This is a genomic window from Phycicoccus sonneratiae, assembly GCF_016887965.1.
Lineage (GTDB): Bacteria > Actinomycetota > Actinomycetes > Actinomycetales > Dermatophilaceae > Phycicoccus > Phycicoccus sonneratiae.
Window position 1 is genome coordinate 213,745 of record NZ_JAFDVD010000005.1, and the last position, 22,680, is coordinate 236,424.

Consider the following 22,680-nt stretch of genomic DNA (forward strand, 5'->3'; position numbering starts at 1 on the left):
GCGCGCGTCAGTCCAGACCCAGGGCGGTGAGCAGCCGCCCGACGGGGTTCTCGATGCCATACCGGGCGGCGAGCTCGTCGAGGGCCAGCCGGTCGGCGACGGCCGTCGGCAGGGCCACGTCGACGTCGGCCACCCGGGCGTCGCGCACGACACGGACCACGGTCGGTGCGACGTCGAGGTAGGCGGAGGCCGCCTCGAGGTTGGTGCGTCGGGCGCCCTTGATCGCGGGGTCCCCGGAGTCGACGGCCTCGCGCAGGGCCGCGAGCGACCCGTACTGCGCGATGAGCTGGGCGGCGGTCTTGTCGCCGATCCCCTTGACACCCGGCAGGCCGTCGCTCGTGTCGCCCCGCAGCACCGACATCTCGAGGTAGGCCTCGCCGGTGGGGACGCCGTACTTCTCCTGCAGGAGGGCCTGGGTCGCGACGTCCGGCTCGCGGACACCGCCCTTGCCCGTGTACAGCACGCGGACGTCGTGGGCGTCGTCGACGAGCTGGAGCAGGTCGCGGTCGCCGGTGACGACGTCGACCGGCATCACGCCGTGGTGGCGCGTGGCGAGGGTGCCGATGACGTCGTCGGCCTCGTGGTCGGCGACCCCGAGCCGGGCGATCCCGACGGCGGCCAGGGCCTCCCGGATGAGCGGCACCTGGGGGCTGAGGTCGTCCGGGCTCTCCTCGACGACGTCCGAGCCCTCGGTGAGCCGGTGCGTCTTGTAGGTCGGCACGAGGTCGACCCGCCACTGCGGCCGCCAGTCGTCGTCCCAGCAGGCGACGAGGTGCGTCGGGCGGTGCGCCGTGACGAGCGTGGCGATCATGTCGAGGAAGCCGCGCAGCGCGTTGGTCGGCGGCTCCGAGGGGTCCTTGCGCTGGTCGGGCACCCCGAAGAAGGCTCGGAAGTACAGCGAGGCCGAGTCGAGGAGGAGGAGCTTGCGCGGTCGGTCCGGGTCCAGCGGCATGCCGGGAGCCTACGGCCCGGGGGCAGCCGAGCCCACTACGCTGACGGGGTGGAAGACCTCGACCGGCGGATCGTCGACCTCCTGACCCAGGACGGGCGGATCAGCTACACCGACCTCGGCAAGGCACTGGGCATGTCGACGTCCGCGGTGCACCAGCGGGTCCGCCGGCTCGAGGAGCGCGGCGTCGTCACCGGGTACACGGCCCGGGTCGACCACCGGGCGCTCGGCCAGGAGCTGACGGCCTTCATGTCGGTCACGCCGCTCGACCCCTCGGCCCCCGACGACGTCCCCGAGCGGCTCCAGGGCATCACCCAGATCGAGGAGTGCCACTCGGTCGCCGGCGACGAGAACTACATCCTCAAGGTGCGGGTCGCCACGCCCACCGAGCTCGAGGAGCTCATCGCCCGCATCCGTGGCGCCGCCCACGTCTCGACCCGCACGACGGTCGTCCTCTCGACGCCGTGGGAGTGAGCATCCCGCCGGGTCTCCCGAGCGACCTGCACAAGTACCTGCAGGACGGCCGCGACGCGATGGTCCGGGCCCTCGACGGCCTGTCCGAGTACGACGTCCGGCGACCCCTGACCCCCACGGGCACCAACCTCCTGGGGCTCGTCAAGCACCTCGCCGGCGTCGAGATCGGCTACCTGTCGGAGTCGGTCGGGCGTCCGGCGCCGACCCTGCCGTGGGACGAGGACGGCTCGGTGTGGGAGGGCGGCGACATGTGGGCCCGCGCCGACGAGAGCCGGGAGTGGGTGCTCGACCTCTACCGCCGGGCCTGGGCGCTGTCAGACGCCGCCCTCGCCGAGCTGCCCCACGACCACCCGGCCGCGCCGCCGTGGTGGCCGCAGGAGACGCGGCAGACCACCTTCGGGCACCTCGTCGTGCGGGTCGTCGCCGAGACCGCCCAGCACGCCGGCCACGCCGACATCCTCCGCGAGACCCTCGACGGGCAGGCCGGCCGCGACCACGACGCGATGGGTGACGCGGCGCACTGGGAGAGGTTCGTGGCCGACATCCAGCAGGCGGCCGACGCGCACCGCTGACCGGCCCGCATCAGCGGGCCGCGAGCCGGCGCTCCTGGTCCTCGGTCACGAGCTCGGCGTTGACCATCGCGCCGACGCGGGTCCCGGCGGCGGCGGCCATCACCACCTGCGACATCGGGTCAGCGACGTTCCCGGCGGCCCACACCCGCGGCACGGACGTGCGACCCATCGGGTCGACCTCGACGTGGCGGGCCGCCACCCGACCGAACATCTCCAGGTCGACGACGGGGACCCCGAGCGACTCCAGGACCGCCGAGCGGGCCTCGACGACGGAGGCGACGGCGACCGCCTCCGCGCGGACGACCCCGGTCGGGGTCTCGACGCCGGTGAGCACCCCGTCGCACTCGACGAGGGCGCTCGCGGGTCCGTCGACCACGGTGACGCCGAGGGCCTCGAGACGCTCGCGACCCGCCTCGTCGACCGCCGACGGGTCGTGGACGAGGACCGTGAGGTCGTCGGTCAGCTGGCCGAAGAGCCCGGCCTGGTGGAGGGCCGCGGGCGAGGTCGCGAGCACGACGACCCGCCGGTCCCGCACCTCCCACCCGTGGCAGTAGGGGCAGTGGACGACCCCGCGCCCCCACTGCCGCTCGAGCCCCGGGACGTTCGGCAGCACGTCGACGGCGCCACTCGTCACGACGAGGTGCCGTGCGGCCCAGACGGATCCGTCGGCACACTCCACGACGACCCGGTCGTCGGCGAGGTGTCCGCCGACCGCCTCGGCTTCGACCACGCGCCCGCCGTAGGACTCCAGCTCGGCCCGGCCGCGGGCGAGCAGCTCCAACGGCGGGACACCGTCGTGCCCGAGGAAGGTGTGCACGCCCTCCGCGGGCGCGTTGCGGGGCTCGCCGGTGTCGAGGACGACGACGTCGCGCCGGGAGCGGGCGAGGACGGTGGCGGCGGAGAGCCCGGCGGCACCGCCGCCGACGACGAGGGCGTCGACGCGGGTGGGGGAGGAGGCGGGTGCGGTGGTCATGGGTCGAGGGTGCGACCGCGTCGACCACAACGGCAAGGTACGTTGCCGGAGTGGCAAACCTCGACCCCGTGGCCGTCGGCGCCCGGCTGCGCGCGGTCCGCACCCGGCGGCGGATGACCCTCGCCGAGGTCTCCGCCGGGACCGGCATCTCGGCGAGCACGCTCTCGCGGCTCGAGTCCGGTTCGCGCCGAGCCACTCTCGAGCTGCTCGTGGCCCTGGCCCGCACCTACCGCGTCACGCTGGACGAGCTCGTCGACGCTCCGCGCACCGGCGACCCCCGCGTGCACCTCAAGCCCGTCGAGCATCCCTACGCGCAGGTCGTGCCGCTCACCGAGCGGGTCGGGGGCCCGCGGGCCTTCAAGATGGTCCTGCGCCCCGACGGCCGCACCCCGGACCCGCGCACCCACGAGGGCTACGACTGGATCTACGTGCTCGACGGTCGGCTGCGGCTCGTCCTCGGCGAGCACGACGTCGTCCTGACGGTCGGCGAGGTCGCGGAGTTCGACACCCGCACGCCGCACTGGTTCGGCTGCGCCGACGACCACCCCGTCGAGCTGCTGAGCATCATGGGCCCGCAGGGCGAGCGGATGCACGTGCGCGCGAGGCCCCGGCGGGCGGAACGGCCCTAGCGGGCGACGTCGGCGACGGTGGCGCCGGTGAGCCGGACGAGGTCGGCGGGTGAGAGGCCGAGGTCGAGCCCGCGCCGGCCGCCGGAGACGTAGACGGTGTCGTACAGCTCGGCGGACTCGTCGACGACCGTCGGCAGGGCGCGCTTCTGGCCGACCGGCGAGATGCCGCCGACGACGTAGCCGGTCGAGCGCTCGGCGGCCGCGGGGTCGGCCATCGTCACGCGCTTGACGCCGAGGGCGCCCGCCATCGCCTTGAGGTCGAGCTGGCCGGACACGGGGACGACGCCGACGGCGAGCCCCGACCCGGTGTCGACGAGGAGGGTCTTGAACACCTGCTCGGCCGGCAGCCCGAGGACGACCGCGGCCTCGAGGCCGTACGACGGCGCCGCGGGGTCGTGCTCGTAGGGGTGCTGGGAGAACGCGACGCCCGCCGCCGTGAGGGCCACGGTGGCGGGCGTCCCGGACGGTGCGCGGCGGGCCATGCCGCCGAGCCTACGACCGGCGGGTCAGACGAGGTCGGCGGCCGAGGCGGCGCGGGAGGCTCCGGCGCCGGCCAGGGCCTTCTCGTGGGCCCCCTCGACGTCGGTGTTGGCGCGCCACCAGTCCTGGCCGGCCTCGGAGAGGGTGTAGATCGGGTCGTAGTAGACGTACTCGCGCGACAGCGCCTCGGCGTCGTCACCCTCGATGGAGGTGCGGTAGTTCTTGCGCCAGAACGACATCCCCTTCTCGGTGTCGTAGCTGTGCACCTGGTGCACCCAGCGCTTCCCGACGAACGGCACGTCGCAGACGATGCGTGGCGTGGCGAAGCCGGGGAGGTAGCCCATGATGTCGTGCTGCAGCTCCTGGGCCTCGCGCAGCGAGAGCCGCCAGTGCTCGGAGAACGGGATCATGTCGCACATGTAGAAGTAGTACGGCGTGATGCTCGCCTCGTCCTGGAGGGCGAAGCACAGGTCGAGCAGCTGCTCCGGGGTGTCGTTGACGCCGCGCATGAGGACGCCCTGGTTGCGGACGTCACGGACGCCGGCCTGGAGCATCGCCTTCGCGGCCTGCGCGACGAGCGGGGTCACCGACGCCGCGTTGTTGACGTGGGTGTGGATGGCGAGCGAGACGCCACGCGAGCGGGCCTTGGCGCTGACCCGCGCGACGCCCTCGACGACGTCGGGCTGGAGCCAGTGCTGCGGCAGGCCCATGAGGGCCTTCGTGGCGAGCCGGATGTCGCGGACGTTCTCGACGTCGAGCAGCTTGTCGAGGAAGCCCTCGAGGTTCTTCCACGGCATGTTCGCCACGTCACCGCCGGAGACGACGACGTCGCGGACGCCCGGGGTGCGCTGGAGGTAGTCGAGCATCGCGGCGTACCGGTCGACCGGCTTCCCGGCGAGCTTGAGCTTGGTGAACTGGGGCGTGGAGTTGCCGACGAGGTCCATCCGCGTGCAGTGGCCGCAGTACTGGGGACACGTCGGCAGCATCTCGGCGAGCACCTTGGTGGGGTAGCGGTGGGTGAGCCCCTCGACCGCCCACATGTCGTGCTCGTGGAGGCTGTCGCGCGTGGCGAACGGGTGGCTGGCCCAGTCGGTGCGGCGGTCGGAGAACACCGGCAGCATGTAGCGACGCACCGGGTCGGCGTAGAACGCCTCGGTGAAGGCGGCGCCTGCGGACGGCATCGGGGTGTCGGTGGCCGGGACCATCGTGTTGAGCATCTGCGGCGGGACGAGCATCGACATCGTCGCCCGTTCGGCCTGGTCGCGCTCGACGTCGGCGTAGAAGCGCTCGTCGAGGAGGTCGCCCATGACGGCGCGCAGCTGGGCGACGTTCTTGACGCAGTGGGCGCGCTGCCACTGGGCGCTGGCCCAGTCCTCGGCCGTCACGTCGCGCCACCCCGGGAGTCGGGTCCAGTCGGGCTCAATCAGCTCGCGCCGACGGTAGGCGTAGGGCTGGTCGATCGAAGTGCTCATGCGTGGCAGGATAAGCGACAAAAGGACGTCGTTTCCACGTCTTGGCCGCAAGACCTTCGGCCGCGTGTCGCAAGTTGAGGAGTTTCTTGTGCGGACCACCCCGTCGTCACCGGTCGGACTCCACCGCGTCGTCGAGCCCGCGGGGGCCTCGCTGCCCCAGGCCGCGCGGGTCCTCGACCCCTCGCCGGAGCTCTGGCCGGACGAGGTCCGCATCGACGTCGAGACCCTCAACCTCGATGCCGCGTCGTTCCGCCAGCTCACCGAGAAGCACGCCGGCGACGGCGCCGCCGTGCGGGACGAGGTGCTCTCGATCGTCGCCGAGCGGGGCAAGATGCAGAACCCGGTCACCGGGTCCGGCGGCATGCTCGTCGGCACCGTGGCCGAGGTGGGGCCGGAGTCCGGGCTGGGGCTCGCCGTGGGGGACCGGGTCGCGACGCTCGTCTCGCTCTCGCTGACGCCCCTGGTCATCACGGATGCGCTCGAGCGCTGGGACGGGCGGTCCGAGCGGGTGCCGGCCGCGGGCACGGCGGTGCTCTTCGGCCGTTCGATCGCGGCTCGCCTCCCCGAGGACCTCTCGCCCGAGCTCGCGCTCATGGTCATGGACGTGTGCGGCGCCCCGGCCCTCGTGTCCCGGGTCGTGGCCGAGCACGTGGACCGGGGGAGCGCGCCGACCGTGCTCGTGCTCGGCGGGGCCGGCAAGTCGGGGTCGCTCTCGCTGGCCGCGGCGCGCGAGGCCGGGGCCGGGCGGCGGATCGGCGTGGTGCCCACGGAGGCGGAGGCCGACCTGCTGCGCGGCACGTCGCTGGCCGACGAGGTCGTCGTGGCCGACGCGCGCTCGCCGCTCGGGCTGTCCGAGGCCGTGGCGGCCGCCGGAGGACCGGCCGACGTCACCGTCGTCTGCGTCGACGTGCCGGGGTGCGAGCAGCCTGCCGTCCTCGCCACCGCCCAGGGCGGCACGATCATCTACTTCTCGATGGCGACGTCGTTCGCCGCGGCGGCGCTCGGCGCCGAGGGACTGGCCGCCGACGTCCGGATGCTCGTCGGCAACGGCTACGTGCCGGGGCACGCCGACCTGGCGGTCGACCTCGTCCGGCGCGATGCCGACGTGCGGCGGCTCTTCGAGGGCCGGCTCAGCGAGGGCTGACCGGCTCGCTCGCCAGGACGGGCATCTCGACGAAGTCGTGCACGCCGGCGAGGCCGAGGACCACGCGGGCCGGCGGGGACGCGCGCGCGGCCGAGGCCCTCCGGCAGGTCGACGGGCGGGCCGAGGGTCAGCCACTCCCGTCCGAGGCGGAGCCGGCAGCCACCGGCCGCCCGGGTGTTGCGCAACCAGTCGACGCGCGGGCCGTAGGTGAGGGCGAACGTCACCCGGTCACCGTCGCGGAACGCGTTGACCGGGTTGCGGAACGTGCGGCCCGACCGCCGGCCGGTGTGCTCGATCTCGGCGAAGGACCCGTGACCGACGAGGTGGACCATCACCTTGTTCGTGACGCGCTTGTTGAACCTGCCGATGGCGAGCGGGAGGGCCATGCCACGACCGTACGCCCGCGTGCTCCTAGAGTGGCGCCCGTGCCGACCACCCTCTTCCGTCGTGGCCGCGTGCGCACCCCCGAGCGCAGCGACGCCACGGCGTTCGTCGTCGGTGACGACGGCCTGCTGGCCTGGGTCGGGGACGACGTCGGCGCGGACGGGCACGCCGACGCGGTCGACGCGGTGGTCGACCTCGAGGGCGCGCTCGTTCTCCCGGGCTTCGTCGACGCCCACGCGCACGTGTCGCACACCGGGCTCGGGATGCGCGGGGTGGACCTCTCGGGGACCAGGACCGTCACCGAGGCGCTCGACCTGGTCGCGGCCGCGGCCCGGGAGGCGCCCGGCGCAGCGGTGTTCGCGCACGGCTGGCAGGAGCAGGACTGGACCCTCGAGCGCCGGATGACGGCGGTCGAGCTGGACCGGGCGAGCGGGGGCGGCGTGGTCTACGCGTCCCGGATCGACGGGCACTCGGCCGTCGTGTCGTCGGCTCTCGTCGCCGTGTCCGGGGCGGACGGGCTCGACGGCTGGTCGCCCTCCGGCTTCGTCGTGCGCGATGCCAAGAACGCGGCCCGCGCGGCGTTCGACGCCTCGCGGTCGCGGCGGGACCGTCGGCGGGACGTGGAGGCGGCGCTGCGGACGGCCGCCGCGCTCGGCATCGTCGCCGTGCACGAGTGCGGGGGACCGCTGCTCACCTCCGCCGAGGACTTCGCCGACGTCCTCGACCTCGGCCGACGGGCCCACCTTCCCGCGACGGTCGGGTACTGGGCCGAGGGCGTCACGGACCCGGAGCAGGCGCGCGCCCTGGCCGCGGTGCACGGGGCGGTCGGGCTCGCGGGCGACCTCAACATCGACGGGTCCATCGGGTCGCACACCGCCCTGCTGCGTGGCGACTACGCGGACGAACCGGGCTGCCGCGGAACGGCCTACCGCGACTCCACGGCCGTGCGCGACCACGTCGCCGCCTGCGCGCTGGCCGGGGTGCAGAGCGGGTTCCACGTCATCGGCGACGCCGGGCTCGACCTGGTGCTCGAGGGATTCGAGCGGGCCGCCGAGCTCGTCGGCGTCGACGTGCTCCGCGCCTCGCGGCCCCGGCTGGAGCACGCCGAGATGGTCGACGCCGCCGGCATCGCGACGATGGCGCGCCTGGGCATCGGGGCCAGCGTGCAGCCGGCCTTCGACGCGTACTGGGGTGGGCGCGAGGGGATGTACGCGGAGCGGCTGGGTGCCGACCGGGGGGTGGCGACCAACCCGTTCGCGTCGTTCGGGAGGGCGGGCGTCCGGATGGCCTTCGGAGCCGACTCGCCGGTGACGCCGTTCGCCCCGTGGGTGGCGATCCGCGCGGCCGTCGAGCACCGCGACGAGGCCCAGCGCATCACGGCCGCCGCCGCCGTCGCTGCGCACACGACCGGCGGTCGCGAGCTGGCGGGAACGCGGGGCGGAGAGCTGCGGGTCGGGTCGCCGGCGACCTTCGCGGCGTGGTCGGTCGATGCGCTGGACTCCGACGGCCTGCCCGTGCTCGGCGGGGGATCGCCGCTGCCCGAGTGCCTCCTCACCGTCCGCGCCGGCGTCGTCCTCCACGACGCGCGAGGCTGACGTCGGGGGCCGGCCGGTGACGATCGTCGTGTTCGGGGTCTACGCGCTCGTGGTCGCGGCGTTGCTCGGGCTCGTCACGGCGGCGGTGTGGGTGCCGCGACCGTGGCAGCTCCTGCTCCTGTACGGCGGGCCGGTGACGACGCTCCTCGTCGTGGCGGGGGTCCCGGGGTTCGACCTGCTCGGCTGGGTCGGGGTGTACGGGATCCCGTACGCCCTGATGACGGTCCTCCCGCTGGTGCCGTGGCGCCGGGAGTGGGCGCGGTGGGCCCTGTCGAGCACGGTCCTCGGGGTCGTCGTCTGCCTCGTGGCCGCGTCGGGCTTCGACGCGGTGGCGGCCTTCTACCTCGGTCTCCCTGCCCTGGCCGCGCTGGCCGGGCTCGGGCTCGCGACCCTCACGCGACGGGACCGCCTGCGCCCTGTCGGCTCACCTCTCGTGCCGACTCCTCAGGTCGGCGATCACCTCGTCCAGCCCGGGCGGCCCGAGCTGCGCCGGGTCCCGTCGCCACGACTCGAGCAAGACGCGCCACGGCGCCCGGGGGAGGTGGGCCGTCGTCAGCCGGACGGTTCCTCCGGAGGTCAGGGTGATGACGATGTCCCCGGCGGGCCCGTCGTCGATGCCACGGATGTCCTCCCACCGGGCGGCTGATCGACGAAACCGGAGGCGCTGCCGGATCCCGAGCGTCGAGACCTCGAGGGTTCCGGCGCCCAGCACCCGAGGTGCCAGGAGGTAGCCGAAGGTGGCGGTGAAGGGGATGGCCACGAGCGCGGACGGGCTGCCGGCGCGAGCCGCCAGGAGACCGACGGTGAGGGAGCCGAGCCCCGCGACGGTCAGCGCGGCCGTGCTGGGCCAGGTCGCCGCCGCAGCACCGACGACGAGGGCGTCACCACGGCGACGGATCGAGCGTTGCGGACGTCGCCGCGACAGGCGGACCAGGAGGGGACGGCCCGCGCGACCCCCGACGACCGGACGACAGAGCCAGCCGACCAGGAAGACTGTTTCGGCGAGCGTGATCCCGGACCACAGCACGAGGTCGAACCATCCGTGCCCGCGGCTGCCCGGCCAGAACTCCTTGACCACGCCGCCGAGGGTGACGAATGGGACCACGATGACGGCGAGGAGCCACCGGCTCGGCACGAAGCTGCGGTCCCACAGCGAACGACGCGGCCGGTGCCGCCACGGAATGTCGCGGGCCACCGACTCCCCGGGTGAGTGACTCCCCACGGACCTCCCCTTCGTGTGCGCTGCCCACAGTGTGACGCGTCCCCTCGGGTGCACGTTCCGGCGCCGAGGGGCCGGCGTCCCACGCAGTCCAGCCGGGCCCGTCGACAGGAACGGGTCAGCCGGGCAGCCGGTGAACGGGTTCGGTGGTGCGGGTCAGCCCGTCGGGGCCGTGCCAGGTGAGGGTGCCGTCAGGGTCCAGGGCGGGTCGCCAGCGCTGGGTCTGCTTGAAGCGGTGGTGGCGCCGGCACAGCGATTCGAGGTTGTCCGGTGAGGTGGTGCCGTCGGGCCAGGGTCTGACGTGGTCGACGTCGCAGGCGACGGCGGGTCTGGAGCAGCCCCACATGCGGCAGGTGCCGTCCCTGGTCTTGACGAAGTCGCTCATGTCCTTGGGTGGGCGGTAGGCGCCGGTGGTCAGACTGGCGAGGGTGCCGGTGTCGGCCTCCAGCACGGCCCGGGAGACCTCCATCGGCAGCAGGCGCAGAAGGTTGGCCAGGGTGGCGGGCTCGACCCAGCCGAGCTTCGGCAGGTGGGTGCCGGAGACCGCGAACCCGGGGCTGACCTCGGCGAGCAACACGGCCCGGTCGCTGGGGTCGAAGGCGGGTTCCTCGACCCACGAGAGCTCCTCACGGGAGGCGGGGGAGAGGTCGCCGTAGCGGACCTCCTCGCCGGTGGTGACGTCGATGATCGTGTCGTCGTCGGCCCACTCGACCCGGTACCGCTCCCCGGCGCCCGGTTCCGGTGCGGGACGGTCGATCACGACCGGGACACCGAGGGTGACCTGTGCAGTGAGGCCGACGTTGCGCAACACCAGGTCGGTCAGCGCGTCGGCCCGGGACTCGGGCACCGAGAGCGTGTCGTCGACCTGCCGGTACTCCCCGGCCAACGACTCGACCGCGGACCACATCGCCGCGCTCGTTGCGGTGGGAAGGGAGGCGAACCACTCGGTCAGCCCGTCGACACCGGGCCGGACGTCCACGCACCGCCCGCGCAGTGTGAGGGCGGCGTGGGCCGCGACCTGGTCCGCCGCCACACGGCCCGCGACCCGCCGGGCCTCGGACGTGACCCGAGCGGGATCCATCGAGGCCAGCCGGAGCGCCAGCTGCTCGTCCACCTGGACGCACGCCTCGATGTCCAACCCGGCGCACGCGTCGACCACCTTCTGCGCGTTCACCGCCGCGACCCGACCATCCAGCAGCAGTTCCCGGGTCAGCGGGAACCGCTCACCCAACGCGGCACCCAGTGCGGCCTTGCGTCCGGCCACGCCCTCGGTCAGTCCGCAGGCGAGCGACATCTCGCTCGGGGCCATCGCGTCGACGAACCCGACCGGGTGGATCCGCTCCCACGACCCCGAGCGCATCGTCGTCTCCACGCGGGCACCCCACGCGCCCGCCACCGCGACGGCTCCGTCCGCCGCGTTTGCGAGCCCTTGTAGCTCACCCGCCACCTCGAACGCATCCGTCGCCGACAGCCCGTGGCCTGCGACAGCGAGCTGACGACCCAGCGCAGCGCACTCCTCACGGAGTGCCGCGATGCGGCTCGAGATCGTCCCCCTGTCCATGCCTCATCCTACCCCGAAGCCCCGACAACGGGAAGTATCATCCACAGGTAATCCAGTGCGAGACAACCCGTTTGAGTCAGGATGTGAAGCAAACCTCGACCGGCTGCAATCCCCTCACCGTGCCCGCTGATCCTCCCACTCGCGCCGCAGCATCGCATAGGTGAACCCGTCGACCCAGCCGAGCTCGGCGTGCCACGAGTCCTCGATCCCGTGCTGCTCCCGCCGCATCCCGCACTTCTCCATGACCTTCCACGACCCGACGTTGTCGGCGAAGCAGCCGGCCTCCACGCGACGCACCCGCAGCTCACCGAACGCGATGGCGAGCAGCTCTGCGCAGATCGCCGTGCCGATGCCCCGCCTCCAGTGGCCGGGCGAGATGTTCCACCCCAGCAGCGCCTCCGCCCCGACGGGCTCGCGGCCGCCGTCCTGGCCCATCCCGTCCCGCACCTCGAGGTAGCCCATCGCCACCCGCTCCTCGCCGAGCAGCACGACGAACGAGTGGTCTCGCGGGTCCGGCTCGCCCATGAGGCGCTCCCGCAGGTCGTCGGCCGACACCGTGGTGCGCAGCAACCATCGAGTCACGTCGGGACGGTTGCGCCACTGCATGATCGGGTCGACGTCGGCCACCTCGGGCGGCCGCAGCACGAGGTCACCCACGGTCCGGGGCCACGAGACGGGGGAGGAGGCGGCGGGGGAGTCGGCGGTCACCCGGCCATCGAAACAGACGGCGGCGGGCCGCTCGACCGGGTTTCCCGTCGGGCGGCCCGCCGCGATCTCGGAACCGACGGTCAGCAGCCGCAGCTGTAGTACGTGACGTCCCAGTGGTTGCCCTCGTCGGCGTAGACGTTGCCCGAGGCGGCCTCGTACTGCGGAGCGCCGTCACCGCGCAGCCCGATGTAGGTGTACGTGCCGTGGACCCAGCTCGTGAGGCAGGTCGTCCGCGAGAAGTCGAGCTTGTACCCGGTGTCGTGCGAGTACGTACCGCTCGCGTGCCCCACCTCGGTGCCGCCGGTGTTGGCCCCGGCCGCGGCCGCAGCGAGGACCCGACGGCGTCCGCGGGTGGTCCGGGAGGCGGTGGACGTGGTCATGAGCATCCCTTCGGTCGGTGCACGGACGCTCGGTCGCCTCCGTGACTTCGTCCCGTCCAGCGAACCGGTGACGTCAACGACCGGCAACCGGGGGAGCCGGGACGCGAGGATCTCCGGTCAGGACGCCGGGATGCCACAGGACGTGCGGCCGGATTGCTAGATTGGCGCCGTGTCTTCACGTCGCCCTGCCCTGCTCGACCTCGACCCCGCCGTCGTCCGCCGGGCCCGCACCCTCGCCCGCAAGGCCGGGAAGCCCGTCGTCGACCTCGCCCGGGCGCACACGACCGTCTCCGTGGAGCGGGCCACCCTCCGCCTCGCCGGCCTCTCCGGCGCCGACCACGACGGCACCCCGTGGGTCAACCACCTCGTCGACGCCGTCCGCGACGGGGTCGGCCTCGAGCACGGCGTCACGACGCCCGTCTGGGACGCCCTGCGCCGCGGCGAGGCCCCCGACCTGCTGACCCTCGCGCAGAAGGCCAGCAGCGGCAGCGCATCCTTCCGCCTCCCCGAGAAGCGAGACCTCACCACCTCCCGGAAGGCCGCCCGCTCCGCCGTCGCGAAGGGCATCCGCACCGTCGACGCCCAGCGCCGGGCCCGCGAGCGGATGGTCGCGAAGGTCGGTGACGCCCCCCGCACCCCGTGGATCTACCTCATCGTCGCGACCGGCGACATCCACGAGGACATCCCCCAGGCGCAGGCCGCCGCGCGCGAGGGCGCCGACGTCATCGCCGTCATCCGCTCCACCGGCCAGAGCCTGCTCGACTTCGTCCCCGAGGGCGCCACGCGCGAGGGCTACGCCGGCACCTACGCCACCCAGGAGAACTTCCGGCTCATGCGAGCGGCCCTCGACGAGACGAGCCGCGAGCTCGGCCGCTACGTCCGGCTGACCAACTACGCCTCCGGGCTGTGCATGCCCGAGATCGCGGCGCTGGCCGGTCTCGAGCGGCTCGACATGATGCTCAACGACTCGATGTACGGGATCCTCTTCCGCGACATCAACCCGATCCGCACCTTCGTCGACCAGCGCTTCAGCCGCCAGGTCCACGCCCGCGCCGGAATCATCATCAACACCGGCGAGGACAACTACCTGACGACCGCCGACGCCGTCGAGGCCGCGCACACCGTCACGGTCAGCCAGCTGCTCAACGAGTACTTCGCCAAGGAGGCGGGCCTCGAGGACTGGCAGCTCGGTCTCGGGCACGCGTTCGAGATCAACCCCGAGGTCCCGGACTCCTTCCGCCTCGAGCTCGCCCACGCGCTGCTCGCCCGCCAGCTCTTCCCGGACGCGCCGCTGAAGTGGATGCCGCCGACCAAGCACATGACGGGCGACGTCTTCCGGGGCTACCTCCTCGACGGGTTCTTCAACCTCGTCGGCGCGATGACGGGGCAGGGCATCCTCCTCGTCGGGATGATGACCGAGGCCGTCGTCACGCCGTGGCTGTCCGACCGCGACCTCGCCCTGCAGAACGTCCGGTACGTCATGGACGCCGCCGGTGGCCTGACCGAGGACTTCCACCCGCCGCGCGACGGCCTCATCCAGACCCGCGCCCGGCAGGTGCTCGGCGAGTCGGTCGACCTGCTCGAGACGATCGTGGCCGACACCGACACGGCGGGGGACCCCCCGCTGCTGGCCGCCATCGCCGACGGGACGTTCGGCGCGATGAAGCGTCCGCCGACCAAGGGCAAGGGCCTGGACGGCGTCGTCGTCAAGGCCGACGGCTACGACAACCCGGCGACCGCCCTCCTCGAGGAAGGGGCCACCCGATGAGCACCGAGACCCCGGCGCCCGGCCCCATCGTGCGGCCGTACGGCGACACGACCGGCGACGGCATGGTCCAGGTCTCCTTCACCCTCCCGTTGCCGCACGACAAGCGGGCCGAGGGGGCGGCGCTCCAGCTCGCCGCGAAGATGGGGATGAGCCCGGCGCTGCTCGTGCACGCCAAGGCGATGGGCCCGCACTTCACCTTCTTCGTCGTCTACGGCTCCGTCACCCACCTCGTCGACGTCCGGGACGTCCAGGTCGTCGAGCGCGAGTTCCCGCTCCTCGGCTCGGCCGAGGTCAACCAGGCCATCCGCAGCCGGCTGGGCCGCAAGCTCGTCGTCGTCGGCGCGTGCATCGGCACCGACGCGCACACGGTCGGCATCGACGCGATCCTCAACATCAAGGGGTTCGCGGGGGAGAAGGGCCTGGAGTACTACCGCGAGATGAAGGTCGTCAACCTCGGCGCGCAGGTCCTCGTCCCCGACCTCGTCGCCAGCGCCCGCGAGGTCGGCGCCGACGCCGTGCTCGTCTCGCAAGTCGTCACGCAGAAGGACGCCCACATCCACAACACGACGACGATGTCGGCCGCCTTCCGCGAGGCCTTCCCGGCCGGCGAGGTCCCACTGCTCGTCGTCGGCGGCCCGCGCTTCGAGGAGGGGTCGGCGGCCACTCTCGGGGTCGACCGGGTGTTCGGCCGCGGCACCACGCCCGGCGAGGTGGCCTCGTACCTCGTCCACGAGCTCGTCACCCCCCGCACCGCCCCCGAGCCCCGAGGAGAGCAGCGATGACCCGCGCCGAGGTCGGCCTCACCGTCACGCACCGCCGGTACGTCCCGTTCAGCCACGCGCACTACGCCGGCAACCTCGTCGACGGCGCGTACTCGCTCGCGGCCTTCGGCGACGTCGCCACCGAGATGTGCATCCGCACCGACGGCGACGAGGGGCTCTTCGCCTCGTACTCCGACGTGCAGTTCCGCGCCCCCGTGCGGGCCGGGGACGTCATCGAGATCGAGGCGCGGCTCGTCCGCGTCGGCACCCGGTCGCGCGAGATGGAGTTCGAGGTCCGCGTCGTGGGGCGCGGTGCCCCGGAGCGGGGCGAGTCGGCGGCCGACGCCCTCGACCCGCCGCTCGTCGCGACCACGGCCCGAGGGGTCGTCGTCGTGCCCCCAGCCGGGTGACCTACCGTGGGCCGGTGCGCACCCCGCCCCGGCTCCCGGCGAGCCTGCTCGCCGCCGTCCTCGCCGGTCTGGCGCTGTGGCTGTCCTTTCCCGACCACGACCTCTGGTGGCTCGCGCCGGTCGGCGTCGCGCTGCTCGGCGCCGCCACCCTGACCGCGGGGGGACCGCGGGGCTTCCTGCTCGGGCTCGTCGGCGGGCTGGCCTTCTTCGTCCCCACCCTGTCCTGGTCCGGCGTCTACGTCGGCGAGCTGCCGTGGTTCGCCCTCGCCACGCTCGAGGCGTTGTACATCGGCCTGATGTCGCTCGTCGTCGGGTGGGCGGGGCGCCGTCTCGTCGCGGCCGGCCACCGGCGCGCCGCGCTGATGCTCGTACCGCTGGGGTGGGTCGCGCAGGAGTGGGCCCGCTCGACGACGCCGTACGGCGGGTTCCCCTGGGCCCGACTGGCGTTCAGCCAGGCCGACAGCCCGCTGTCGCACCTCGCCCGGTGGTTCGGCGCCCCGGGGGTCTCCTTCGCGGTGGCCCTCGCGGGGACCGGCCTGCTGGCCCTCGGCTGGGGGGTGCTCGCCCGCCGGCCGGGCCGGGTCGTCGCCGGGCTGGTCGTCGCCGTGCTCCTGCTCGCCTCCGGGTTCATCCAGCTCCCCACGGACGGGCGCACCGAGGCCGTCGGCTTCGTCCAGGGGAACGTGCCGCAGGCCGGGCTCGACTTCAACGCTCAGCGCCGGGCCGTGCTCGACAACCACGTCCGCGGCAGCGAGGCCCTCGCCGACCGCGCCCCCGACGACCTCACGCTCGTGGTCTGGCCCGAGAACGCCTCCGACATCGACCCCTTCCGCAACGCCGACGCGAACGCCGAGATCCGCGCGGTGCAGGAGCGGCTCGGCGTGCCGCTCGTCGTCGGGGCGGTGCTGGCCGAACCGGTCGGCGCCAACTCCAACGTCTCGCTCTTCTACACGGGCGCCGGTGAGCCGCAGCGCTACACGAAGCTGCACCCGGTGCCCTTCGCCGAGTACATCCCGCACCGGGCGTTCTTCCGCGTGTTCACCTCGGCGGCCGACCTCGCGGGCAACTTCGTCGCCGGCTCGACCATCGGCGTGTTCGACGTCCCGGCGCCCGGCGGCTCGTACGCGGCCCTCCCGACCATCTGCTTCGAGGTCGCCTACGACGGCTTGATGCGCGACAGCGTCGCCGCCGCCGACGGACGTGACTCGCTGATCATGGTGCAGACCAACAACGCGACGTTCGGGTACACCGCCGAGTCGGAGCAGCAGTTCGCGATCTCGCGGATCCGGGCGATCGAGCACGGCCGCAGCGTCGTCCACGTCTCGACCGTCGGCGTCAGCGGCTTCGTCGCACCGGACGGAACGGTCACCGGGAAGACGGGCCTCTTCACGGCCGAGCAGGGAATCGGCCGGCCGGTCCTGCGGAACGAGGAGACGCCCTCGGACCGGTTCGGGGACGCCCCGGTCGTCGTGGCCACCGCCCTGCTCGCGCTGCTCGTCCTGGCGGCGTCGCGCCGACGCCGGGTCGGTAGGGTGACGCCAGACCCCAGCACCCCCGAGGACCGCCCCGTTGCCTGACACCACCCGCCCGCCGCTCGAGCGCGTCGCCGTGCTCATCCCGACGTACAACGAGCGCGAGAACCTGCCCGTCGCCGTCCAGGGCGTCCGCTCCGCCGTGCCGTCGGCCGACGTCGTCGTCCTCGACGACGCGTCGCCGGACGGCACCGGCGCGGTCGCCGACGCCCTCGCCGCCGACGACCCGCAGGTGCACGTCCTCCACCGCGCCGGCAAGGAGGGGCTCGGTGCGGCCTACCTCGCCGGCTTCCACTGGGCGCTCGAGCGCGGGTACGACGCGGTCGTCGAGATGGACGCCGACGGCTCGCACCGCCCCGAGCACCTGCCGGCCCTGCTCGGGGCCGCGGAGCACGCCGACGCCGTCATCGGCTCCCGGTGGGTGGCGGGCGGCAAGGTCGTCAACTGGCCGCTGCACCGCAAGGCGCTCTCCGTCGGCGGCAACGTGTACGTCAAGGTCCTCCTCGGCATGCCGGTCAACGACGCGACCGCGGGCTTCCGGGTGTACCGAGCCGACGCGCTGCGCCGGATGGGCCTCGAGGACGTCGCGTCCCAGGGCTACTGCTTCCAGACCGACCTCACCTGGCGCGCGGTGCGGGCGGGACTGACCGTCGTCGAGGTCCCCATCACCTTCGTCGAGCGCGAGGTGGGCGCCTCGAAGATGAGCCGCGACATCATGACCGAGTCGCTGCGCCGCATCACCGGCTGGGGCGTGCGGCACCGCGCCCGCCAGGTGCGCGACCTGGCCCGCCGACCCGAGCGCTGGCACGAGCTGTGAGCCGCCCCGGCGCCACCCCCTACGCCGCCGGCGGCCGTCGCCGCCGGAGTCGGGTGCTGCGCTGGGTGGCCGTCGCGCTCGTCGTCGTCCCGATCGTCGAGGTCGCGGCCATCGTCGCCGTCGGACGGGCCATCGGCGGCTGGCCGACGTTCCTCCTGCTGCTCGCCGAGTCGGCCCTCGGCGCGGTCATCGTCCGGCGCGAGGGGAGCCGCGCCTGGTCGGCGCTGCGCGAGGCCCTGCGCAGCGGCCGGATGCCGAGCCGCCAGCTCGCCGACGCCGCCCTCGTCCTCGTCGGGGGGACGCTCCTGCTGACCCCGGGGTTCGTCACGGACCTCTTCGGGTTCTTCGTCATCCTGCCGCTGACCCGACCGATCGCGCGGGTGTGGCTCGAGGCCGCCGTCGCCCGGCGCCTCCTCGGTCCGTTCGGGGACTGGCCGGGCGGGGGTGGCACCGGTGGTGGCACCGGGGGAGGGGGGCGAGGGCCCGACGGACCGCCCGACGTCGTCCAGGGTGAGGTCGTCGACTGACACGATGAAGCGCCGGCCACCTCGGGGGTGACCGGCGCTTCGGGAGCGCGTCAGGCGCTCTTCTTGGTCTTCTCGCCGCGGGACTCGCGCAGGAGCACGAGCCGCTCCTCGAGGAGCTCCTCGAGCTCGGGGATCGAGCGCCGCTCGAGCAGCATGTCCCAGTGGGTGCGCTGCGGCTTGACCGGCTTGGCCTCGGGCTCCGGGCCACCGCCCTGGAGCTTGGCCACGCCGCCGCACCGGCACTCCCACGTCGGCGGCACGTCGGCCTCGACGGAGAAGGGGAGCTCGATGGTGTGGCCGTTGGGGCACAGGTAGGTCGTGATGCGTCGTTCGGAGGGCACGACGTTGTCGTCGGTCTCCATGCTCAGGGCGCCGAGTCGGCTGCCGCGGAGGCTGCGTTCTGCCATGGGTGTCTCCCGGGGGTTCTTGATGTCCCGACCGGGGTCCTCGCGGTCGGGTCAATGGTGAGAGAACGTGCGCAGGGAGTTCGTTGTTCCGCGTGCCGGCGGACGGGTCGGGCGGGTGTGATCCGTATCACACCGCACGTCAGACGACCTTCGGGAGCTCGTTCCCCGCGTCGAGGATGCCCTGCCGGACGTCGACCCGCCGCAGCACGAGGTAGCCGAGGACGAAGAAGATGATGAGCGCGACGATCGCCGGTCGGTACGAGCTCGTCAGCTGGTGCACGACGCCGAAGGTCAGCGCCCCGAACCACGAGGTGCCGCGTTCCATCGCCTGGTAGAAGGCGAAGAACTCCGCCTCGCGCGACCGGGGGACCAGCTGCGAGAACAGCGACCGGCTGAGGGCCTGGGACCCACCGAGGACGATGCCGATGAGCACCCCGAGGGCGACGAACGGGATGAACGCCTTCTCCGGGAGGAAGAACGCCGCGACGACGATGAGCGACCACGCGACGAGGCTGCGCAGGATGGTCCGCCAGGCACCCCAGCGCGAGGACAGCCACCCGAAGAGGAGCGCACCGCCGAACGCGACGAACTGGACGAGCAGGATGAGCGCGATGAGCTGGCTCTGCCCGAACTTCAACTGCTCGGCGCCGTAGAGGCTGCTCGACGAGATGACGGTCTGGATGCCGTCGTTGAAGAAGAGGTAGGCGAGCAGGAAGAGCAGCGTGTTCGGGTAGGCCCGCAGGTCGCGGAAGGTGTGTCCGAGCTGGGCGAGGCTGCCGCCGACGATGCCGGCGCGCGGGGCGTCGAGGGCGCTCTGCGGTGCGCCGCGCAGGTTCCACATCCCGACGACGGGGATGAGGGTGAACAGCGCCCACCAGAGCCCCGCCGAGAGGAGGCTGATGCGCACCGCCGTGCCGGTCGTGGCGCCGATCAGCTCGGGCTTGCTGACGATGACGAGGTTGGCGGCCAGCAGGAGCCCGCCGCCGAGGTACCCCAGCGCCCAGCCGCGGCTCGAGACCTTGTCGCGGTCGTCCGGGTGGGCGATCCGGCAGAGGATCGCGTCGTAGACGACGAGCGAGGCACCGAGGCTGATCGAGGCGATGATCATCATCAGGGCGCCGAAGCGCCAGTTGGTGCCGGACAGGAAGTACAGGAGGATGCCGGCCGCCGAGCCGGTCCAGGCGAAGACGCCGAGCAGGCGGGCGGGCCGCGGGGTGCGGTCGGTGACGGCACCGACGAAGACGAGGAGGACCGCGGAGACGATCGTCGCCAGGGTGACGGTGTACGGAGCCACCGACCCCGGGTCGAGCGGCGCGGTGAGCACGAGGACGACCGTGGCCAGGGCGAGCGGACCGATGAGCGCCGAGGGCCGGTACGGCAGCTTCGTGTCGCGGGCGTACGCGACGAGCGAGAGGACGAGCCCGACGAGCAGGACGACGGCGGCGACCATCGCCGTCCCGGACACCCATCCGGGCAGGTCGGCCGCGGCCGGCACGACGTAGAGGTCGGTCGTGCACGTCGCGTCCTCGGCGAGGCCCGGGCAGGCCGCCTCGGTGGCGACCTCGGTGAGGTAGGGGCCGAAGAGGACCGTTCCGACGGTGGTGACGAAGGCCGAGTTGGCCCAGTCGTACCAGTACCAGGGACGCTGGTAGCGGGCGGTCTCCGCGTAGGCCTCCGGGGCCTGCGACTGCGTCGTCATGGGCCGAAGCGTTCCACACCGGCGGGGTCGGGCGCCGTAGGTCGGGCTACTCGGTCGGGCGCGTCACCGACCGGGCGACGGTGGGGGAGCGGTCAGCCCGCGTACTCCCAGTGCCACGGCTCCGGGAGCGACCCACCGGCCTCGGCCCAGGACGGGTGGAACCAGCCGTACAGCGGGGCGTTCTGCCGCATCCACCGGTGGGCGGCCGACCCGAAGTCGTCGACACCGCCGCAGAGGTCGACCGCCCGACCGAGCCCGTGCCGGCTCGTGCCGGGCTGGGCGGCGAAGCGTCCGCGCTTGGCCTTGACCGAGACCTGCTCGGCGTACGAGCGGTAGGAGTCGGTGATGCACAGGGGGGTGCCCGTCTGGGCCGCGTACGCCTGGCTCATCGCGCTGAACGCGGCGGCGGCCCGGGGGGCGAGGCGCTCGCCGGGAGCGCCCCACACAGGGCAGAGGGCGCTCGTGGGGAAGAGGCCGTTGGGGTGGGCGCCGGAGTCGTCGGTGCACGGCTTGCCGACGTGCGCGGTCTCGACGACGGCGAGGGTGAGTGCCGCCCGGAGCCGCTCGGCGGCCGACCTCGCCGCCGCGCTGCGAGCCCCGACGAGGGCGCCGGCGATCGGTCCGGCCTTGTCGACCTCGGCCATCTGCAGCTTGCGCAGCGCGCCGATCTTCTCGCGCTGGGCGTTCATCAGGGTGTCGAGCTCGGCCTTGGTCTTCGCGATCTTGGCCCGGGCCGCGGTGGCGGTGGTCTCGGCCTGCTCGGCGGTGGCGGTGAGCCGCACCTGCTCGGCGGTGAGGACCCGGACCTCCTGGAGCGCTCGGGTGCGCTGGTCGGTGATGTAGGACAGGTCGCCGAGCGGGTTGCCGACCTCGTCGTCGTCGGTCTGCATCGCGTCGAACATCCCGACGATGTCGGAGTCGCCCCCGCCGCCGGAGTAGACGTCGAAGACCCAGTCACGGACGACGGCGCGGGCGACGGCCAGCCGCTGCTCGAGGGCGACGAGGTCGGAGCGGGCGGTGGTGGCCTCCTGGCGCGCGGCGTTCTCGGTGTCCGTGGCGGCGGCAAGGCTCTCGAGGACGACGTTCGAGCGGTCGGAGAGCTCGTCCATCCGGCGCATCTCGGCGGCGACCTCGGAGGTCGAGCTCTCGATGAGCGCGGCGACCCGGTTGGCCTCGGCGATCTGGGAGGCCAGGACCGCACCGGACACCGGTGCCGGCTCGGCCGGCTCCTCGTGGCCACCGTCGGGGCCGGGCGGCTTCGGGGTCGCGCTCGGGGAGGGCGACGGCGAGGCGGAGGTGCTCGGGGTCGGCGAGGGGCTGGGGGAGGCGGTCGGGGCGGGGGTCGGCTCCGCACCGACGGACACCGCGCCGGAGTGCGGCTCGAGGGGCGAGGCGGACGCGGGAGCGGCGGGGACGAGGAGGGCGAGGCCGACCGCTCCCGAGAGCGCGCCGATGACGGTCCGACGGACCACCATCCCCACCACCGTTCGACGCACCGTGACTCGATTCCCATGCCGAAGGACCCCGACGAGCGGGGACCGGCGCACGCCCTGCATCGTGCGCGTCCGTCCACGATAGGCACTCCGGCGCCCGAACGCGCCGCCTCGGGGGGAATTGGTGGCCGATCGACCGACACCGGTCGGCCGGACGGCCACACCCGTCACACCGGTACCACGGGAACCGTCCGGGGCCGTCCGGCCGGTGCGTCGTCCACAGGCAGGCCGTCGCGCGCGGTCGTCCACAGGCGGGGCCGCGACCGTTGCCCCGTCGCCCGGACGGCGGTGGGGTGGGGACCGCACCGATCCACGACCACGAGGGGGTCCACCGATGCCCGAGCACGAGGACAACAGGGTGCGGCTCGTCGGCCGCGTCACCTCCATCGACGAGCCGCGCACCCTGCCGAGCGGTGACGTCGTCCACGGGCTGCGGGTCACCGTGCCGAGGCCGCGCGCCCGCGGACGGGACCGGCCCGGGGTCGACACCCTCGACGTCGCCTGCTGGAGCCCCGGCACGCGCCGGGTCGCGGCCCGCCTCGTCGTGGGCGCCCGCGTCGAGGTCGACGGTGCCCTGCGGCGTCGGTTCTTCCGGGCCGGCGGGTCCGCGGCCAGCCGGTACGAGGTCGAGGCGGTGCGGATCCGCCGGGCCCCGGACGAGGCGGCCGGGCCGGGGGAGGTCAGGAACCGAGAAGCGCCGACGTCGTCAGCCCGCCTAGCCTGACC

Annotated in this window: 23 protein-coding genes; 13 read left to right on the forward strand and 10 right to left on the reverse strand. The window is 73.6% G+C overall.

All coding sequences use genetic code 11. The features are described from left to right. Positions 1-7 precede the first annotated feature (7 nt). Complete coding sequence (locus JQN70_RS04520; protein ID WP_204130125.1) at positions 8-952, reverse strand: 5'-3' exonuclease; 945 nt, start codon at positions 950-952, stop codon at positions 8-10. Positions 953-1,000: 48 nt separating this feature from the next. Between JQN70_RS04520 and JQN70_RS04525 the strand changes: the two genes are divergently transcribed. Then, positions 1,001-1,423: an Lrp/AsnC family transcriptional regulator gene (locus JQN70_RS04525; protein ID WP_204130126.1), complete on the forward strand. Its 423-nt coding sequence runs from the start codon at positions 1,001-1,003 to the stop codon at positions 1,421-1,423. After that, positions 1,420-1,995, forward strand: a complete 576-nt coding sequence (locus tag JQN70_RS04530) for a DinB family protein (protein WP_307835814.1) — start codon at positions 1,420-1,422, stop codon at positions 1,993-1,995. Before JQN70_RS04525 ends, JQN70_RS04530 begins: the two co-directional genes overlap by 4 nt. A 10-nt stretch (positions 1,996-2,005) precedes the next feature. On the opposite strand, the gene JQN70_RS04535 is transcribed toward JQN70_RS04530, so the two are convergent. Beyond that, positions 2,006-2,968, reverse strand: a complete 963-nt coding sequence (locus JQN70_RS04535) for an NAD(P)/FAD-dependent oxidoreductase (RefSeq protein ID WP_204130127.1) — start codon at positions 2,966-2,968, stop codon at positions 2,006-2,008. Between the two features lie 50 nt (positions 2,969-3,018). Between JQN70_RS04535 and JQN70_RS04540 the strand changes: the two genes are divergently transcribed. Next, positions 3,019-3,597, forward strand: a complete 579-nt coding sequence (locus JQN70_RS04540) for a helix-turn-helix domain-containing protein (protein WP_434063742.1) — start codon at positions 3,019-3,021, stop codon at positions 3,595-3,597. Here the strand turns inward: JQN70_RS04540 and ybaK are convergent. Continuing rightward, on the reverse strand, positions 3,594-4,079 hold the full coding sequence (ybaK, locus tag JQN70_RS04545; protein ID WP_204130128.1) for a Cys-tRNA(Pro) deacylase: 486 nt from the start codon (positions 4,077-4,079) through the stop codon (positions 3,594-3,596). The two genes, JQN70_RS04540 and ybaK, sit on opposite strands and share 4 nt — an antisense overlap. 24 nt (positions 4,080-4,103) lie before the next feature. Continuing rightward, entirely contained in the window at positions 4,104-5,549 is a 1,446-nt protein-coding gene (locus JQN70_RS04550) for a KamA family radical SAM protein (RefSeq protein WP_204130129.1), read from the reverse strand. An 88-nt stretch (positions 5,550-5,637) separates the two neighbouring features. Between JQN70_RS04550 and kdd the strand changes: the two genes are divergently transcribed. From kdd to JQN70_RS04565, 3 genes are all read left to right on the forward strand, one after another. Beyond that, complete coding sequence (kdd, locus tag JQN70_RS04555; protein ID WP_307835815.1) at positions 5,638-6,693, forward strand: L-erythro-3,5-diaminohexanoate dehydrogenase; 1,056 nt, start codon at positions 5,638-5,640, stop codon at positions 6,691-6,693. Between the two features lie 425 nt (positions 6,694-7,118). Then, positions 7,119-8,672, forward strand: coding sequence for an amidohydrolase (locus tag JQN70_RS04560; protein ID WP_204130131.1), 1,554 nt, complete (start codon positions 7,119-7,121; stop codon positions 8,670-8,672). 16 nt (positions 8,673-8,688) lie between these two features. Continuing rightward, a complete protein-coding gene (locus JQN70_RS04565; protein WP_204130132.1) occupies positions 8,689-9,318 on the forward strand; it encodes a hypothetical protein in 630 nt (209 codons plus the stop codon). A gap of 691 nt (positions 9,319-10,009) precedes the next feature. On the opposite strand, the gene JQN70_RS04570 is transcribed toward JQN70_RS04565, so the two are convergent. From JQN70_RS04570 to JQN70_RS04580, 3 genes are all read right to left on the reverse strand, one after another. Then, positions 10,010-11,263, reverse strand: coding sequence for an HNH endonuclease signature motif containing protein (locus JQN70_RS04570; protein ID WP_204130133.1), 1,254 nt, complete (start codon positions 11,261-11,263; stop codon positions 10,010-10,012). A 303-nt stretch (positions 11,264-11,566) separates the two neighbouring features. Continuing rightward, positions 11,567-12,160, reverse strand: a complete 594-nt coding sequence (locus JQN70_RS04575; RefSeq protein WP_307835816.1) for a GNAT family N-acetyltransferase — start codon at positions 12,158-12,160, stop codon at positions 11,567-11,569. Positions 12,161-12,240: 80 nt separating this feature from the next. Next, on the reverse strand, positions 12,241-12,540 hold the full coding sequence (locus JQN70_RS04580) for a hypothetical protein (protein ID WP_239110574.1): 300 nt from the start codon (positions 12,538-12,540) through the stop codon (positions 12,241-12,243). 169 nt (positions 12,541-12,709) lie between these two features. On the opposite strand from JQN70_RS04580, the gene kamD reads away from it, so the two are divergent. From kamD to JQN70_RS04610, 6 genes are read left to right on the forward strand one after another with little or no spacing between them, the layout of a single operon-like run. Further along, positions 12,710-14,308, forward strand: coding sequence for a lysine 5,6-aminomutase subunit alpha (kamD, locus tag JQN70_RS04585; RefSeq protein ID WP_204130134.1), 1,599 nt, complete (start codon positions 12,710-12,712; stop codon positions 14,306-14,308). Further along, entirely contained in the window at positions 14,305-15,090 is a 786-nt protein-coding gene (gene kamE, locus JQN70_RS04590; RefSeq protein ID WP_204130135.1) for a lysine 5,6-aminomutase subunit beta, read from the forward strand. The genes kamD and kamE overlap by 4 nt, the downstream gene beginning before the upstream one ends. Beyond that, the gene (gene kal / locus JQN70_RS04595; protein WP_204130136.1) at positions 15,087-15,479 is read left to right on the forward strand and encodes a 3-aminobutyryl-CoA ammonia lyase; all 393 of its coding nucleotides are present in this window, start codon (positions 15,087-15,089) and stop codon (positions 15,477-15,479) included. Before kamE ends, kal begins: the two co-directional genes overlap by 4 nt. A gap of 14 nt (positions 15,480-15,493) precedes the next feature. Further along, entirely contained in the window at positions 15,494-17,056 is a 1,563-nt protein-coding gene (gene lnt / locus JQN70_RS04600; protein WP_307835817.1) for an apolipoprotein N-acyltransferase, read from the forward strand. Continuing rightward, positions 17,049-17,828, forward strand: a complete 780-nt coding sequence (locus tag JQN70_RS04605) for a polyprenol monophosphomannose synthase (RefSeq protein WP_204130138.1) — start codon at positions 17,049-17,051, stop codon at positions 17,826-17,828. The genes lnt and JQN70_RS04605 overlap by 8 nt, the downstream gene beginning before the upstream one ends. Further along, a complete protein-coding gene (locus JQN70_RS04610; RefSeq protein WP_204130139.1) occupies positions 17,825-18,355 on the forward strand; it encodes an FxsA family protein in 531 nt (176 codons plus the stop codon). The genes JQN70_RS04605 and JQN70_RS04610 overlap by 4 nt, the downstream gene beginning before the upstream one ends. A 50-nt stretch (positions 18,356-18,405) precedes the next feature. On the opposite strand, the gene JQN70_RS04615 is transcribed toward JQN70_RS04610, so the two are convergent. The 3 genes from JQN70_RS04615 to JQN70_RS04625 form a co-directional block, all read right to left on the reverse strand. Beyond that, positions 18,406-18,762, reverse strand: a complete 357-nt coding sequence (locus JQN70_RS04615) for an RNA polymerase-binding protein RbpA (protein WP_204130140.1) — start codon at positions 18,760-18,762, stop codon at positions 18,406-18,408. Between the two features lie 139 nt (positions 18,763-18,901). Beyond that, positions 18,902-20,461, reverse strand: coding sequence for an MFS transporter (locus JQN70_RS04620; protein ID WP_204130141.1), 1,560 nt, complete (start codon positions 20,459-20,461; stop codon positions 18,902-18,904). A gap of 92 nt (positions 20,462-20,553) precedes the next feature. Beyond that, on the reverse strand, positions 20,554-21,936 hold the full coding sequence (locus JQN70_RS04625) for a M15 family metallopeptidase (protein ID WP_204130142.1): 1,383 nt from the start codon (positions 21,934-21,936) through the stop codon (positions 20,554-20,556). 352 nt (positions 21,937-22,288) lie between these two features. Between JQN70_RS04625 and JQN70_RS04630 the strand changes: the two genes are divergently transcribed. Beyond that, the gene (locus JQN70_RS04630; RefSeq protein WP_204130143.1) at positions 22,289-22,678 is read left to right on the forward strand and encodes a single-stranded DNA-binding protein; all 390 of its coding nucleotides are present in this window, start codon (positions 22,289-22,291) and stop codon (positions 22,676-22,678) included. Positions 22,679-22,680: the final 2 nt, after the last annotated feature.